Annotated in this window: 14 protein-coding genes and 2 pseudogenes; 7 read left to right on the top strand and 9 right to left on the bottom strand. The window is 68.3% G+C overall.

Features of this window, described 5'->3' with window-relative positions; translation table 11 throughout:
- The coding region (locus FG154_RS18815) for an acyl-CoA thioesterase (protein WP_246100443.1) at positions 1-321 on the bottom strand (321 nt) is incomplete at its 3' end.
- Between the two features lie 64 nt (positions 322-385).
- Entirely contained in the window at positions 386-1,771 is a 1,386-nt protein-coding gene (locus FG154_RS18820; protein WP_145111274.1) for an aspartate aminotransferase family protein, read from the bottom strand.
- Positions 1,772-2,122: 351 nt separating this feature from the next.
- Here FG154_RS18820 and FG154_RS18825 point away from each other — a divergent pair, with 351 nt between their 5' ends.
- Genes FG154_RS18825 through FG154_RS18855 form a run of 7 tightly spaced genes read left to right on the top strand, consistent with a single transcriptional unit; the run spans position 2,123 to position 9,949 of the window.
- The gene (locus FG154_RS18825) at positions 2,123-3,184 is read left to right on the top strand and encodes a transporter substrate-binding protein (protein WP_145111277.1); all 1,062 of its coding nucleotides are present in this window, start codon (positions 2,123-2,125) and stop codon (positions 3,182-3,184) included.
- Complete coding sequence (locus FG154_RS18830) at positions 3,181-3,780, top strand: ANTAR domain-containing response regulator (RefSeq protein ID WP_145111280.1); 600 nt, start codon at positions 3,181-3,183, stop codon at positions 3,778-3,780. The genes FG154_RS18825 and FG154_RS18830 overlap by 4 nt, the downstream gene beginning before the upstream one ends.
- On the top strand, positions 3,758-4,645 hold the full coding sequence (locus FG154_RS18835; protein WP_145111283.1) for an ABC transporter permease: 888 nt from the start codon (positions 3,758-3,760) through the stop codon (positions 4,643-4,645). Before FG154_RS18830 ends, FG154_RS18835 begins: the two co-directional genes overlap by 23 nt.
- Entirely contained in the window at positions 4,645-5,565 is a 921-nt protein-coding gene (locus FG154_RS18840) for an ABC transporter permease (protein ID WP_145111286.1), read from the top strand. Before FG154_RS18835 ends, FG154_RS18840 begins: the two co-directional genes overlap by 1 nt.
- Before the next feature lie 21 nt (positions 5,566-5,586).
- Complete coding sequence (locus tag FG154_RS18845; protein WP_145111289.1) at positions 5,587-7,209, top strand: ABC transporter substrate-binding protein; 1,623 nt, start codon at positions 5,587-5,589, stop codon at positions 7,207-7,209.
- 5 nt (positions 7,210-7,214) lie between these two features.
- Entirely contained in the window at positions 7,215-8,174 is a 960-nt protein-coding gene (locus tag FG154_RS18850; RefSeq protein ID WP_145111293.1) for an acetamidase/formamidase family protein, read from the top strand.
- Positions 8,171-9,949, top strand: coding sequence for an ABC transporter ATP-binding protein (locus tag FG154_RS18855; RefSeq protein ID WP_145111295.1), 1,779 nt, complete (start codon positions 8,171-8,173; stop codon positions 9,947-9,949). The genes FG154_RS18850 and FG154_RS18855 overlap by 4 nt, the downstream gene beginning before the upstream one ends.
- A 93-nt stretch (positions 9,950-10,042) precedes the next feature.
- Here the strand turns inward: FG154_RS18855 and FG154_RS18860 are convergent, their stop codons facing one another.
- The 7 genes and pseudogenes from FG154_RS18860 to FG154_RS18895 form a co-directional block, all read right to left on the bottom strand.
- Positions 10,043-10,735: an ABC transporter ATP-binding protein gene (locus FG154_RS18860; RefSeq protein ID WP_145111298.1), complete on the bottom strand. Its 693-nt coding sequence runs from the start codon at positions 10,733-10,735 to the stop codon at positions 10,043-10,045.
- A complete protein-coding gene (locus tag FG154_RS18865) occupies positions 10,735-11,487 on the bottom strand; it encodes an ABC transporter ATP-binding protein (protein WP_145111301.1) in 753 nt (250 codons plus the stop codon). Before FG154_RS18865 ends, FG154_RS18860 begins: the two co-directional genes overlap by 1 nt.
- Positions 11,484-12,425: a branched-chain amino acid ABC transporter permease gene (locus FG154_RS18870; protein ID WP_145111304.1), complete on the bottom strand. Its 942-nt coding sequence runs from the start codon at positions 12,423-12,425 to the stop codon at positions 11,484-11,486. The genes FG154_RS18865 and FG154_RS18870 overlap by 4 nt, the downstream gene beginning before the upstream one ends.
- On the bottom strand, positions 12,422-13,339 hold the full coding sequence (locus tag FG154_RS18875; RefSeq protein WP_145111308.1) for a branched-chain amino acid ABC transporter permease: 918 nt from the start codon (positions 13,337-13,339) through the stop codon (positions 12,422-12,424). The genes FG154_RS18870 and FG154_RS18875 overlap by 4 nt, the downstream gene beginning before the upstream one ends.
- 37 nt (positions 13,340-13,376) lie before the next feature.
- On the bottom strand, positions 13,377-14,540 hold the full coding sequence (locus FG154_RS18880; protein WP_145111311.1) for an ABC transporter substrate-binding protein: 1,164 nt from the start codon (positions 14,538-14,540) through the stop codon (positions 13,377-13,379).
- 138 nt (positions 14,541-14,678) lie between these two features.
- Positions 14,679-15,475 (bottom strand): annotated as a pseudogene (locus FG154_RS18885) (integrase core domain-containing protein).
- 443 nt (positions 15,476-15,918) lie between these two features.
- A pseudogene (locus FG154_RS18895) lies at positions 15,919-16,204 on the bottom strand (transposase); the annotation flags it as partial.

Genomic DNA, 16,204 nt, shown 5'->3' on the forward strand with positions numbered 1-16,204 from the left:
GTCGTCCATCGTCACACTCATCGCTACGTCTCTCCTTGTAGCATGAGCAGATTTTAACTGGGTCGATACATCGTTGCGAAACAGGCCCAGTTCGTAGCGCACCGATGAGGTGCCCACATGCGCCACCCTCAGGCCCGCGGTGATCCGGTCGGGATAGCCCATCTCGGAATGGTAGCGGCAGCCGGTCTCGACCACGAGGCCGATCCGCTCGCCCTGTCCGGGATCGAGCAGCCCGGCCTCGATCAGCCAGCCGTTCACCGTCGCGTCAAACAGCGCGTAATGGACGACGTTGTTCAGATGCCCGTAGGCGTCATTGTCCATCCAGCGCGTGCTGTGCTCTCGAAAGGCACGGTAGCCCGCGCGCAGACCCGGCGCGGGCCGGCGGTCAGACAAGACCTTCGGCCCGAGCCCAGTCCGCGGTCCGTTCCAGCGCGCGGCCCATCCGTCCAAGGATGCGCGCCACATCGGCTTCGGTCACGATCAGCGGCGGGCAGAGCGCGAGCGTGTCGCCGAGCGCGCGGCAGATGAGCCCCTCTTCGGCCGCGAAGGCCGCGGCGCGCGCGCCCACCTTGCCCGCGGGTTCGAAGCCCCGCTTCGTCGCGCGGTCGGCCACCATCTCGATGGCCGCGATCAGGCCGATGCCCCGGACCTCGCCCACCAGAGGATTGGCACCAAGAGCCCTCAGCCCCTCCTGGAACGGCGCCTCGAGACGGGCGGCATTCCCCATCAGATCGCGTTCCTCGATGATCTTCAGGTTCTCGAGCCCCACGGCCGTGGCGACTGGATGGCCCGTGCCGGTGAAGCCGTGGCCCAGCGTCCCGAGCTTCTCGGTATGATCGGCAATGATCTGGTACACCGCATCGGTCATCAGCACCGCCGCCAGGGGCATGTAGGAGGAGGTCAGCTGCTTCGACGTCACGAGGATGTCAGGGGTGAAGCCGAACTTCTCGCAGCCCCAGCGCGCGCCCGTCCGGCCAAGGCCGTTGATGACTTCGTCCGAGACGAGCAGGATGTCGTATTTCCGGCAGAGCGCCTCGATCCCGGCCCAGTAGCCCTCGGGCGGCACGATCACCCCGCCCGCGCCCATCACCGGCTCGCCGATGAAGGCCGCGATTGTCTCGGGGCCTTCGGCGAGGATCGTCTCCTCGGCCTCGCGCAAGAGGCGCGCGCAGAAGTCGGCCTCGCTCTCGCCCTCGGCGCCGAAGCGCCAGTGGTGCGGGCAGGTCAGGTGGACAACCGGGATCGCCGGCAGGTCAAAGCCCTTGTGGTTGACGGGCAGCCCCGTCAGCGAGCCCGAGGCGATGGTGATGCCGTGGTAGCCCTTGATGCGCGAGAGGAACTTCTTCTTCTCGGGCCGCCCGAGGGCGTTGTTCAGGAACCAGACGAGCTTGACCACCGTGTCGTTCGCCTCGGAACCCGAGTTGGTGAAGAAGACCCGCGTCAGGGTCTCGGGCGTCATCTCGACCAGCTTCTCGGCCAGCCGGATCTGCGGCTCGTGCGCCTTGCCGGCAAAGGTGTGGTAATAGGGCAGCTCGGCCATCTGCCGGGCCGCGGCCTCGGCCAGACGCTTCTCGGAAAAGCCCACGGCCACCGACCAGAGCCCCGCGAGCCCCTCGATATACTCGCGGCCCTCGCTGTCATAGACATGCACGCCGTCGCCTCGCGCAATGATCACCGGGCCATTGCGCTCGTGCGCGCGGGCATTCGTGTAGGGATGCAGCGAATGGGCAATGTCGGCGGCAGCAAGCGAGTTCGAAAGGCTGTTCATCATAAGGCCATGTGAGGGTTGCATCTTTGGATCTAGCCGGTTGCAGGCGATTTGTCGATCTTTGTTCCCTGCCCGACCACCGCCATTTCCGGCGGTGCACGGATCGTCTCCGGGACAGGTTCGACCAAAGCATCTTCTCACGACGCACAAGAGTTGCGCAACGGGCCAAGTGGATTGAGGCAAATTGCGCCACACCGACCGCCGAAGCCCAGAGCGCGGATGCGGCAGTGCTTGACGCCTCCGGTCTTCTGGCCAAGGATGGCCAAGACATACCGGGCTTGTCCCGGACCGGCATTCGCGCCCCGTATCCAGTTGGTTCTCCACCTGGAGCGGGGCTTTTGCGTTCTGGAGCCCATGAAGCGACGCATCGACCTCGGACTTCTCTATTCCCGCTCGGGCAGCTACGCGCTGATCTCGGAAGCCTGCCGCACCGGCGCACTGGCGGCCGTGGCCGAGGTGAACGCGGGGCCGGGCGACCTGGAACTCGTGCCGGTCGAGCGCGATCCCTGTGGCAACATCGACCTCTATGCCCCTCTGTGCGAAGATCTTCTTGCGAATGAGGGGGTGAGGCATGTCGTGGGCTGCGTCACCTCCTGGAGCCGCAAGGAGGTGATCCCGACGCTCGAAAAGGTGGGCGGCACGCTCTGGTATGCTGTACCCTACGAAGGGTTCGAGGCGTCGGATCATGTGGTCTACACCCATGCCTGCCCGAACCAGCATCTGCTGCCCCTGCTCGACTGGGCTTTCCCCGCCTTCGGGCCCCGCGCCTATCTGACCGGCTCGAACTACATCTGGGGCTGGGAGATGAACCGCCTCGCACGCGAGCGGATTGCGGCGGCCGGTGGTGCGGTGCTGGGCGAGCGGTATCTGCCGATCGGCTCGCTCGAGATCGGGCGCATGATCGAGGAGATCCGCGCGACGGCGCCGGACTTCATCCTGAACTCGCTGATCGGGCCCTCGTCCTACGCCTTCCTCACGGCCTACCACGCGCTCGGCCGCGAGGATGCCCGGTTCCGCCCGGACCGCTGCCCTGTCCTCTCCTGCAACCTGACCGAATGCGAGCTGCCGGCCATCGGACAGGCGGCCGAAGGGCTGATCGCGGCCGGGCCCTACTTCCGCGGCGAAGGCCGGTTCGGCAGCTCGCACGAGGCGGCGGCCCATGCCGCGGTGATCGAGCTTGCGCGGCTGCTCGACGGGCGGCCGGGCGCCGAGCGGCTGCCGCTCTCGGCGCTGCTCGAGGCGGCGGCTCCGGGGATCGTGGACCCGCACACCCATCACACGCGGCTACCCGTCCTGATCGCGCAGGTGGCGCAGGGACGGTTCGTCGTGCGCGAGCGCCTGCCCGCGCGGGCGGGCGATCCCTACCTGACCCACCCCACGCCTGCGCGGCCCACCACGCTCCGGGTCGTGTCATGAGGCGCGGCGTCCGGCACCAGAACCTTGGCGGCGCGCGGGCGGTGATCCTGCACCGGCCGCACCCGGTCGTGCAGGCCCTGACGCGCCAGCTTCAGGCGATCGGGCTGGAGGTGTCCGCCTGCTGGCCCGAGCTTGAGCCGCAGGCCCTCTCGGCCGATTTCATCTTTTTTGACGCGGACATGGGGCACGATGCTCAGTTTCCGTGGAAACCCGGCGAGAGCCCGATGCCCATGATCGCACTGATCGGCTCGGAGGCGCCGGGGCGCATCGAATGGAGCCTTCAGGCCGGCGCCCACGCCCAGCTTCTCAAGCCCATCGGCGACAGCGGCGCCTATTCGGCGCTGCTGATCGCGCGGACGGCCTTCGATGCGCACCGGGCGCTGTCGGCCGAGATCGCGGACCTGAGGCGGCGGCTCGACCAGCGCCAGACGGTCGTGCAGGCGGTGACGCTGATCGCCGCCCGCGGCAAGGGAGAGGCCGCCGCCTACGACCAGCTTCGCCAGATGGCGATGGCCTGGCGGGTGAGCATCGAAGAGGCCGCGCATCGCATCGTGGCAAGCCAGGGAGGGCCGGATGACCGACGCAACCGCGGCTGAACGCCCCGTCCGCGCGAAAGGCGCCCTGCGCCGGCTGGCCGAGCGGCCGCTTGCGCTGTTCGGGCTGTTCCTGATCCTGCTCGTGGTGGGCGGCGCGGTCTTCGCGCCCCTGATCGCCCCCTTCGACCCGAGCGCGCAGCATTTCGACGGTCTCACGATCGAGGGCGCCCCCCTGCCGCCCGGAGGCGCGTTCCTGCTCGGGACCGACCTGCTGGGCCGCGACCTCTTCTCGCGCATCCTGTGGGGCGCGCGGACCTCGCTCATCATCGGGGTGGCGGCGAACGGGCTTGCCCTCGTGATCGGGACGCTCGTGGGGCTGGCCGCGGGCTATTTCCGCGGCTGGATCGGGGCGGTGCTCATGCGCTTTACCGACCTGATGATGGCCTTCCCGGCGCTGCTGCTGGCGATCTGCCTCGCCGCGATCTTCCAGCCCTCGCTCTGGATCGTGGCCATGGTGATCGCCTTCGTGAACTGGGTGCAGACCGCGCGGGTGATCTTCACCGAGACCTCGGCGCTGTCCGAACGTGAATTCATCGCGGCCGAGCGCACCCTCGGCGCGGGCACGGGACGGATCCTCTTCCGCCATATCCTGCCCCACCTTCTGCCCACCATCATCGTCTGGGGCACGCTCGGCATCTCGACCACTGTGCTGCTCGAGGCCACGCTCTCCTACCTCGGCGTGGGGGTACAGCCGCCGACGCCCAGCTGGGGCAACATCATCTTCGAGAACCAGACCTACTTCCAGTCGGCGCCCTGGCTGGTGTTCATCCCAGGTGCCGCGATCCTGCTGCTGGCGCTGGCCTTCAACCTCGTCGGAGACGCGCTGCGCGACGTCCTCGACCCGACCCAGCGCGGGAGGGTCTGATGCCCGCCTACCTCCTCCGCCGCCTGTTCCAGTCGGCCCTGATCCTGCTCGGCGTCTCGCTCGTCACCTTCATCCTGCTCTATGTGCTGCCGGCCGACCCGGTGCGCCAGATCGCGGGCCGCTCGGCCACGCCGCAGGTGGTCGAGAACATCCGCCGGCAGCTGGGTCTCGACCAGCCCTTCCTCGTGCAGTACGGCCGCTATCTCTGGGGGCTGTTGCAGGGCGATTTCGGGCGCAGCTACCTGCAGAAGACCGACGTGGCGACGCTGATCGCCGCGCGTCTGCCCGCCACGCTGCAGCTGATGGGCGGGGCGATCCTGTGCGAGCTGGTTCTGGGCCTGACAATGGGCATCGTCGCCGCGCTGCGCCGGGGGCGGGCGCTCGATCAGGGGCTGATGATCGTCTCGTTCGTGGCGGTCTCGGCGCCGCAGTTCGTGGTGAGCCTGCTGCTGCTCTATGTCTTCGCGGTCAAGCTCGGCTGGTTCCCGATCGGCGGCTACGGCACGCTCTCGCATCTCGTGCTGCCCGCGGTGACGCTCGGGATCCTCGGCTCGGGCTGGTACAGCCGGATGATGCGCTCGAGCATGATCGACGTGCTGCGCCAGGACTACATCCGCACCGCCCGCGCCAAGGGCCTCACGCGCGGCCGCGTGATCCTGCGCCACGCGCTGCCCAACGCGATCCTGCCCATCGTGGCCATGATCGGCATCGACATCGGCATCTTCATGGGCGGCATCGTCGTGGTGGAAAGCGTGTTCGGCTGGCCCGGCATCGGCCAGCTCGCCTGGCAGGCGATCCAGCGCGTCGACATCCCGATCATCATGGGCGTCACCATGGTTTCGGCCTGCGCCATCGTGCTGGGCAACCTGCTGGCCGACCTCGTGGCGCCCTTCATCGACCCCCGCGTCAAGCTGAAATAACAAGACCAACAGGAGAGAACCATGAAAAGACTGCTCGCCTCCACCGCCGTGATGATGGCGCTCGCCCTGCCCGCGGCCGCGCAGGACTACACACCCGACCCGAACGCCCGGCCCGGCGGCACGATCACCATCACCTACAAGGACGATGTGGCGACGCTCGATCCGGCCATCGGCTACGACTGGCAGAACTGGTCGATGATCAAGTCGATCTTCGACGGGCTGATGGACTACGTCCCCGGCACGACCGAGCTGCGCCCCGGCCTCGCCGAAAGCTACGAGATCTCGGAGGACGGGCTCACCTACACGTTCAAGCTGCGCCCGGGCGTGACATTCCACAACGGCCGCGAGATGGTGGCCGAGGATGTCAAATACTCGCTCGACCGCGTGACCCTGCCCGAGACGCAGTCGCCGGGCGCGGGCTTCTTCGCTTCGATCAAGGGGTTCGACGCGATCTCGGACGGCTCGGCCACCACGCTCGAGGGGGTGACGGTGGTCGATCCCGCCACTGTGCGGATCGAGCTTTCGCGTCCCGACGCCACCTTCCTGCATGTCATGGCGCTGAACTTCGCCTCGGTCGTGCCGAAGGAGGCGGTCGAGGCCGCGGGCGCCGACTTCGGCAAGCAGCCGGTCGGCACCGGCGCCTTCAAGCTCGGCGAATGGACGCTCGGCCAGCGGCTCGTCTTCGAGAAGAACGCCGACTACTGGCGCGACGGCGTGCCCTATCTCGACAGCATCGTGTTCGAGGTGGGACAGGAGCCGATCGTGGCGCTCCTGCGGCTGCAGAACGGCGAGGTGGACGTGCCCGGCGACGGCATTCCGCCCGCGAAATTCACCGAAGTGATGGCCGATCCGGCGCAGGCCGAGCGCGTGGTCGAGGGTGGCCAGCTGCACACCGGCTACATCACGCTGAACGTGACCCAGCCGCCCTTTGACGATCTGAAGGTCCGTCAGGCCGTCAACATGGCGATCAACAAGCAGCGGATCACACAGATCATCAACGGCCGCGCCGTGCCGGCGACCCAGCCGCTGCCGCCCTCGATGCCGGGCTACACCGAAGGCTACGAGGGCTACCCGCACGATGTCGAGAAGGCCAAGGCCCTGCTGGCCGAGGCGGGCTTTGCCGACGGGTTCGAGACGGAGCTCTTCGTGATGAACACCGACCCGAACCCGCGGATCGCGCAGGCCATCCAGCAGGACCTGTCGCAGATCGGCATCAAGGCCTCGATCCAGAGCCTCGCGCAGGCCAATGTGATCGAGGCCGGCGGCAACGGCTCGGCGCCGATGATCTGGTCGGGCGGCATGGCCTGGATCGCGGATTTCCCTGATCCGTCCAACTTCTACGGCCCGATCCTCGGGTGCGCGGGCGCCGGCGAGGGCGGCTGGAACTGGTCGAAGTTCTGCGACGAGGCGCTCGACGCCAAGGCCACCGAGGCCGACAGCCTGGCCGATCCGGCCCGCGCCGAGGAGCGGCTGAAGCTCTGGTCCGACGTCTACATGGGCGTGATGGAGAAGGCGCCGTGGGTGCCGGTCTTCAACGAGCAGCGCTACACGATGAAATCCGCGCGCATGGGCGGCGACGACAGCCTCTATGTCGATCCGGTCTCGATCCCCGTGAACTACGACTATGTCTTCGTGACCGAGTAAGACCCATGTGCAAGGCCTGCAACTACACGATCCACGGCGCACAGCATCACTTCGGCTGGGACAATTCGCTCCTCCCGGTCGAACGTGTGGAGCCCGGCTCGACCATCCTCTTCCACTGCCAGGATTCCTCGGCAGGCCAGCTTGGGCCCTCGTCCGTGCTGGCCGACGTGGTGGCGCTCGATTTCGGCCGGATCAACCCGGTCTCGGGTCCGATCCACGTCGAGGGGGCCGAGCCGGGCGACGCGCTGAAGGTCACGATCGAGAGCTTCACCCCGCAGGTCCGCGAGGGCACGGGCTGGGGCTGGACGGCCAACATCCCGGGCTTCGGGCTTCTGGCCGACCAGTTCACCGAGGCGGCACTCCATATCTGGAAATACGATGCGCAAAGCCTCGCGCCTGCGCTCTGGGGCAAGGAGGGGCGCGTGCCCCTCAAGCCCTTCGCGGGCACCATCGGCAACGCCCTGGCCGAGCCGGGGCTGCATTCGGTGGTGCCGCCCAGGCGCGTGGGCGGCAACCTCGACATCCGCGACCTCGCGGCGGGCACGACACTCTGTCTGCCGGTCGAGGTCGCGGGGGCGCTGTTCAGCGTGGGCGACACCCACGCGGCGCAGGGCGACGGCGAGGTCTGCGGCACGGCCATCGAGAGCCCGATGGATGTGGTCCTGACCCTCGATCTGGTGAAGGGCGCGAACCTCAAGACCCCGCGCTTCACCACGCCCGGCCCCGTCACGCGCCACCTTGACGCCAGGGGCTACGAGGTCACGACCGGCATCGGCCCCGACCTGATGAGCGGGGCGCGCGATGCGGTTTCGGCGATGATCGACCATCTCTGCGCCACGCGGGGCATGGCGCCGGTCGAGGCCTACATGCTGGTCTCGACCTGCGGCGACCTGCGGATCTCCGAGATCGTGGACATGCCGAACTGGGTCGTGAGCTTCTACTTCCCGCGCGCCGTCTTCGAATGAGCGGCACGTCAACCCTTTCCGGGGCGGCCTCCGCCCCGGACTCAGGCGCCCTGCCCGCGCTCGCCGTCGAAGGGCTCGAAGTCTCGGTGCGCGCCGAAGGCGGGCTGCGCCCGCTCGTCTCGGGCCTGTCCTTCACGCTCGCCCGCGGCGAGACGCTCGCCATCGCGGGCGAGAGCGGCTCGGGCAAGTCGATCACCTCGCTCGCGATCATGGGCCTCCTGCCCCCGCCCGCCGTGCGGATCACCGGGGGGCGCATCAGGCTTGGCCGGACCGAGCTGACCGACCTGCCCGAGGGGCGGATGCGGGCAATCCGCGGCGACCGGGTGGCGATGATCTTCCAGGAGCCGATGACCTCGCTGAACCCGGTGCTGACCATCGGAATGCAGCTGGCCGAGGCGATCCGCGCCCACGAGACGGTCTCGAAGGCCGAGGCCCGCGCCCGCGCGCTCGAGGCGCTGCGCTCGGTGCGGCTGTCGCAGCCCGAGCGGCGGCTCGACCAGTATCCGCACGAGCTGTCGGGGGGGATGCGCCAGCGGGTGATGATCGCCATGGCGCTGGCGCTCCGCCCCGAGGTGCTGATCGCCGACGAACCCACCACCGCGCTCGACGTGACGGTGCAGCGCGAGGTGCTGGACCTTCTGCGCGACCTTCAGCGCGAGCTGGGAACGGCGATCATCCTCATCACGCACGACATGGGCGTGGTGGCCGAGATGGCCGACCGGGTGATCGTGATGCGCGACGGGCGCATGGTCGAGGAAGGCCCCGTGCGCCAGATCTTTGCCGATCCGCAGGCCGACTACACGCGCGCCCTTCTGGCCGCCGTGCCTCGCATGGGCGCAGGCCGCGGCCGTCCGCCCGTCGAGGCGGAGCCCATCGCCCGGCTCTCGGACCTGCAGGTGCGCTTCGACCTCAAGGGCGGGCTTCTCGGCCGCACGCAGGCACGCGTGCATGCCGTCGAACATGTCAGCTTCGACATCCGCCGCGGCGAGACCTTTGCTCTGGTGGGCGAGTCCGGCTGCGGCAAGTCCACCATCGCCAGGGCCATGGTCGAGCTTGTCCCGCACGAGGGCCGGATCGAGATCGGCGGCCAGGCCCTCGGAACACTCGACGCGGCAGGCCGCAAGGCGCTGCGCCGCCGGGTGCAGATCGTCTTTCAGGACCCGATGGCGGCCCTGGACCCCCGGATGCGGATCGGGGACCTCATCGCCGAGCCACTGGTGATCCACGGCATCGGCACCCCCGACGAGCGCCGCGCCCGCGTCGGCGACCTGCTCACCCGCGTGGGCCTCAGCCCCGCGCAGATGGAGCGTTACCCGCACGAGTTTTCGGGCGGCCAGCGTCAGAGGATCTGCATCGCCCGAGCGCTCGCCCTTCAGCCCGAGCTGATCATCGCCGACGAATCCGTCTCGGCGCTCGATGTGTCGGTGCAGGCGCGGGTTCTCGACCTGCTCGCCGCGCTCAAGCGCGAGTTCGGGATCGCCCTGCTCTTCATCAGTCATGACATGGCCGTGGTCGAGAATGTCTCGGACCGGGTGGCGGTGATGTATCTCGGCCAGATCGTCGAGATGGGCAGCCGCGATCAGGTCTTCGGCAATCCGCAGCATCCCTACACCCGGCGGCTGATCGAGGCGGTTCCGGTGCCCGATCCGACCCACCAGCGCCCGGCGACCCCGCGCCTTGCGGGCGAGATCCCGAGCCCGGTTCACCCGGTCGGCTCCGGCCCCGAGCGGGTGCGGCTGACCGATGTGGGTGGCGGGCATCTGGTGGCGATGTGACCGGGCCCCATGCAGTCACGCCACAGCCCGGCACTTGAGAAACAGGATGAGAATGTTCCGGCAACTCTCTGCTGAACATCGCTAAACCACAGACTAGACGTGCAGGAACCTTTCCCGAACCCGAGGCTCGGCGGCGAGATCCGCGCTGGAGCCCTGCCAGACCAGCCGGCCGCGCTCGATTACCACATGACGGTCCACGAGGCGCGACAGCGCGCCGATGTTCTTGTCGATCACGAGGATCGCCATCCCTTCCGCACGCAGCCGGCCGAGACAGTCCCAGATCTCGGCCCGGATCAGCGGCGCGAGCCCCTCGGTCGCCTCGTCGAGCACCAGAAGCCGCGGGTTCGTCATCAGCGCGCGGCCGATGGCCAGCATCTGCTGCTCGCCGCCCGAGAGCTGGCTGCCCCCGTGCCGCTTGCGCTCGGCAAGGCGCGGGAACAGGGCAAGGACCTTCCCGAGATCCCAGGGGCCGGGGCCGCGGGCGGTTGCGATCAGGTTCTCCTCGACGCTGAGGGTGGGGAAGATCTGCCGCCCCTCGGGCACGAGCCCGAGCCCCGCCCGCGCGATCACGAAGGGAGGGGCCCCGGTCAGGTCGCGCCCCGCCACCTCGATCCGACCCGAGGTCGGGCGCAGAAGGCCGAAGATCGTGCGGACGGTCGTGGTCTTGCCCATCCCGTTCCGGCCGAGCAGCGCCACCGCCTCGCCCGCGCCGAGGCCCAGATCGATCCCCGCCAGCACCTGCGAACCGCCGTAGCCCGCAAAGATCCCCTGCAGGCGCAGGAACATCAGCCGTCCTCCTCATCGCCCAGATAGGCCGCGCGCACCTCGGCATCCGCCCGGATCGCCTCCGGCCTCCCGGTGGCGATGACCCGGCCATAGACCAGGACGCTGATCCGGTCGGCCAGCGCGAAGACCGCCTCCATGTCATGCTCGATCAGGACGATCGAGAGCCGCCCCTTGAGGCCCGCAATCTGCTGAAGCAGCGCCGCGCTTTCGCGGTGGCCGGTGCCCGCCAGCGGCTCGTCAAGGAGCAGAACCTTCGGCTGCATCGCCAGCGCAATGGCGATCTCGAGCTGCCGCTTCTCGCCGTGCGAGAGCGTGCCCGCGATCCGACCCTCGGTCCCGCAGAGGCCCGCCGCCGCCAGCGCCGCCGCCGCGGCCTCGTTCAGCGCACGTTCGGACGCGGCCGGGCGGAGAAAGCGGAAGCTCGACCCCGAGCGCGCCTGCACCGCCAGCGCCACATTCTCGAGGGCGGTGAAGCCCGGCAGGATCGAGGTGATCTGGAACGACCGCGCCAGCCCCCGCCGCGCCCGGGCCGCCATGGAAAGGCGGGTGATGTCCTCGCCCCCGAGCAGGATCCGCCCCGCATCGGGCGCAAGGCTGCCCGACAGCTGGTGGATCAGCGTGGTCTTGCCCGCCCCGTTCGGGCCGATGATGGCGTGGATCTCGCCCTCGGCCAGATCGAAGGTGATGGCGTCGCTCACCTTCAGCGCGTCAAAGCTCTTGCTGAGCCCCCGGACCGACAGAGCGGGCGTCATTCGCGCGCCCGCCCCTTCAGCGCGCCGAGCAGTCCGCCGCGGGTGAAGAGCACGGCGAGAACCACCGCCGCGCCGAACGGAAGCCGCCAGTGCGTCGTGAACCGCGCCAGCGCCTCCTCGGACAGGATGAAGGCCAGCGCGCCAAGCACAGGCCCCGTCAGCGTCCCCATGCCCCCGAGCACCACCATCGCGATCATCTCGCCCGACCGCGCCCAGCCCATGTAGGACGGCGAGACGAAGGCCGCGTGGTTGGCCAGCAGCACCCCCGCCAGCGCGGCGATCATCCCGGAAAGCGCGTAGGCGGTCAGCCGGTAGGCGAAGGGCGAGAAGCCGATGGCCTGCATCCGCGTCTCGTTCTCGCGGGTTCCGGCCAGCACCCGACCAAAGCGCGACCGGGTAACGGCCCGCAGCCCGAGCCAGAGAGCGGCCAGAAGCGCGAGCACCGTGTAGAAGAAGCGCAGCGTCCCGTTGAAGGGCTCGGCGCCGAAGAGGGTCGAGCGGGCGGCGAGCGTCATGCCGTCGTCGCCGCCATAGGCCGAGAGCGAGCTCATCAGGAAGTAGGCCATCTGCCCGAAGGCGAGCGTGATCATGATGAAATGCACGCCGCGGGTGCGCAGCGAGATCGCCCCGGTGACCAGCGCGAAAACCCCGGCCGCGGCCAGCGCCACCGGCACCTGCCATTCGAGCCCGGTGATCCCGTTCGCGGCGAGGATGCCCGCCGCATAGGCGCCGATCCCGAGGTAGGCCGCATGGCCAAAGGAGACCATCGCGCCGAAGCCCAGGATCAGGTCGAGCGAGAGCGCCGCAATCGCAAAGATCAGCGCGCGCGTGAGGACCACCGTCAGGAAGGGCTCGCCCAGGGCCGCAAAGACCGCCGGCATCGGCAGAAGGAGGAGCAGAAGCCCCGCCATGACCCGATCGGAGGACAGCGGACTCATCTCTGCACCGGGAAGAGGCCGGCGGGCCGGACGGCGAGGATCGCCGCCATCAGGATGTAGATGAGCATGGGGGCGAGCGTCCGCCCCGTCTGGCTCGCCGCGTCGGGCTCCAACAGGCTGCGGAGCAGGATCGGCCCGAAGGTGCGGCCAAGCGTGTCCACCAGCCCCACCAGTAGCGCCGCCACGAAGGCGCCGCGGATCGAGCCGATCCCGCCGATCACGATCACCACGAAGGTGAGGATCAGCACCGTGTCGCCCATGTCGGGCTCGGCCGAGACGATGGGCACCATCATGGCGCCCGCAAAGCCCGCGAGCATCGCCCCGGCCCCGAAGACCAGCAGGAACAGCCGGTTGATGTCGGTTCCGAGGGCCGAGACCATCGCCCGGTTCGAGGCCCCTGCGCGCAGCAACATCCCCATCCGCGTCCGGTGGATCGCCCACCAGAGCGCGGCCGCGACCCCCAGCCCCGCGGCCAGGATCGCCAGCCGATAGACCGGATAGCGCAGGTTGCCCCAGATCGGGATCGAGCCCGAAAGCGCCTCGGGCATCTCGACCGAGATGGGCGCCGAGCCCCAGATCAGGCGCACGCCCTCGTTCAGCATCAGCATGAGCCCGAAGGTCACGAGCACCTGATCGAGGTGGCTGCGGTCATACAGCCTTCGGATCACCAGCCGCTCGAGGATCAGTCCGAAGGCCAGGGCGAGCGGCACCGCACAAAGGAGGCCCAGAAGGAAGCTGCCCGTCACTCCCGCAAAGGCCGCGGCCAGGTAGGCCCCCACCATGTATTGCGAGCCATGCGCGAGGTTGATGACGTCCATCACCCCGAAGACCAGCGTCAACCCCGCCGCCACAAGGAACAGCAGGATGCCGAACTGCAGACCGTTGAGGCCCTGGAGGATCAGGAGGTTCGTCATGGGACCATGGCCGGCGCAGGGGCTTGCGCCCCCGGCCTCACTTCATCGGGCACTCGGCCGCGTAGGCATCGACGGGCTTCTCGAGCACCTTCTCGACGATCTGGGTCTGGAACTTCCCGTCCGGCCGCTCGGCCACCTGCGTGACGTAGAAATCCTGCAGCGGGAAGTGGTTCGGCCCGAAGGCGAAGTCGCCCCGCACGCTCTCGAAGTCTGCGGCCTTCAGCGCGGCGCGCAGCGCGTCCTTGTCCGACAGATCGCCGCCCACCGCCGTCACCGCCGCATCAAGCAGATAGGCCGCGTCATAGGCATGGGCCGCGTAGGAGGCGGGCACGCGGTCGTATTTCGCCTCGAAGGCCGCGACGAAGGCACGGTTCTTCTCGGTATCGAGGTCGGGCGCCCAGTCGCCGCCCGAGTAGAAACCGACCGCATCCTTCTTCTGCGCGGGCAGCGTCACCTCGTCCACGGTGAAGGTCGAATAGAAGGGGATCGCCTCCAGACCCGCCTGCCGATACTGGCGCACGAAGTTCACGCCAAGCCCACCCGGCATGAAGGCATAGACCGCATCCGGTGCCGCCGCGGCGATCTGCGCCAGCTCGGCCGAATAGTCCATCTGGTCGAGCGGCACATAGAGCTCCTCGGCCACTTCGCCCGAGTAGGTGCGCTTGAAGCCGGTGAGGTGATCCTTGCCGGCCTGGTAGTTCGGCGCGATCAGGAAGACGCGCGCGGCCTTGTCGCTGACGTAGGCGCCCACCACCTCGTCGGGCTGGTCGTTCTGATAGGAGACGGCGAAGAAGTTCGGGTTGCAGCCCGCGCCGGCCAGCGCCGAGGGGCCGGGGTTGGGCGACAGGACGAAGACGCCCGCCTCGGTCAGGGGCCCGGTGATCGCCATCTGCACGTTCGAATACATGGCGCCGATCACGACATCGACCTTGTGCGATTCCACCAGCTCGCGCGCGCGGTTCACCGCCACGTCGGGCTTGAGTTCGTCATCGACCACCACGACCTCGGCCTCGAGCCCGCCGATCCTGCCGCCCAGCTCCTCGAGTGCGAGCAGGAAGCCGTCGCGCCCCTGCTCGCCCAGCACCGCCGCCGAACCCGAGAGCGTCATCACCACGCCCACCTTGATGCTCTCGGCCAGCGCCGGCGACGCGGCCAGCGCAAGGCCCGCAGACAGGGCCGATAGCCTCGTGATCCGTTTCATCTCCGTCTCCCTCGTTGTCGCGGCCCCTCTTCGCCCTGCGGCTGGTCGGCCTTGGGCCAAGTTGTGGGCGATCCGGGGCAACCGCGCAACATGGAAAGAGCGGGCCTCGCGTGGTCTTGCCCCCGTTTTAGCGGACACTCAGGCGTTTGCGGTTTGGGCTGCGAAGAACTCGCGGGGCGAGCGCATTATGGCCCTGAGTGCGGGTGGTTGTCGTTGTAGTCTCGATCCAGGCTCCGATCAAACCGAGAGCGGTCTGTGCGTCCGGCAACGGCGTCACCTGGACGTAGTCGCGTCTAAGCGTCTTCACAAAAGCCTCCGAGATGCCGTTGCTCTGCGGGCTCTGGACCGGTGTGAAGCAGGGCTTCAGACCGAGTTGGCAGGCGAAGATCCGGGTGTCCTTCGCGATGTAGGGGGGTCCGTTGTCGGAGAGCATCTCGATAACCGATGGGGCGCGTTATGCGCCGTTGCGGCGTTCGACGGCTTCGAGCATGATGTCTCGGATGTCGGAGCCGCTGATACCGACGTTGACCACGGCCCGCCAAGGAGATGATCTCCCGATCTTGGGCTGATGAAGGCGCCGCGGACGATGTCCGCGTCCGAGCCGGGTGAACTCGAACCCGTCGCTGCACCAGCGCAGGTTGGGGCGCATGAGCTGGCGTTCGAATTCGCGGATGCGGTCCTCCATCTGGCGGACGACCCTGTTGCTGGTGACGTCATCGTCTTCCGTCACGGCGACACTCCCCACTTCGAGCATGAGCCGCCGCCAACGATACAACAGGTTTGGCCTACGCTATTGCGGCGCGCCACGACCAATATGCTGGACCGATCGTCCAGCGTCTCCTCCACGATCCGCAGCTTCTCGGTGCAGCCAAGCGGCGGCGCCGGCCGCCATCGGTGACGATCTCTATCTCAGGCATGAGCACGTACTCAGGCATATGCCTGAGCCTCCACGGTTATACCAAATGTCCGGCCGAAATGGGGGCTAGTTCAGGCCGTGCGGCTGCCGGCCTTGCGGCCAGTGCGCCGCCGCCTAGCTTGAAGCTGGCCTAGACAACTCCAGGCATATGGGAGGACGTGTCACATGCCACGCAGACAGGGCCTGCGCGCTCTCCTGCATCGCTCCGAGGACGGGAGACGCCGTTCGGTGTTTCACCGGCTGGGATGGTTCCTGCTGCTTTGGCTCGGCGGTGTGGCGGCAGTGTCTGCCGTGGCGATGCTCATCCGCACGGCGTTACGCTGACGGCGCCCCGCACCGAACCTCCCGTTCAAGGCGGAGGGGAGCGATCAGCGAGCTTCACGTCGGGCTAGGGGGGACGATGTCGGGGCTGTTCCTGCGCCAGCTGGCCGAGAAGACACGCCGGGGCCTTAGTCTCCAGGCTCATTGACAGAGCCAGAACAGGACGATGGATGCCAGGGCGACAGTGGAGAAGAAAGTCTCCGGGCGTCGGTCGTTTCGGGTAGGGACCCGTCGCCAGTCCTTGAGCCTGCCGAACATTATCTCGATGCGGTTGCGCCGCTTGTAACGCCTCTTGTCATGTTTCACGGCGGTCTTTCGGGACTTCCGACCAGGGATGCAGACCTTCATCCCCTGTCTTTCAACGCTTCTCTCAGCCAGTCCGCGTTCGGAAGGCCACCGAGGAGAGCTGCCGCTCCGGTGTAGTCGC

The organism is Cereibacter sediminicola (assembly GCF_007668225.1).
Taxonomy (GTDB): Bacteria; Pseudomonadota; Alphaproteobacteria; order Rhodobacterales; family Rhodobacteraceae; genus Cereibacter_A; species Cereibacter_A azotoformans.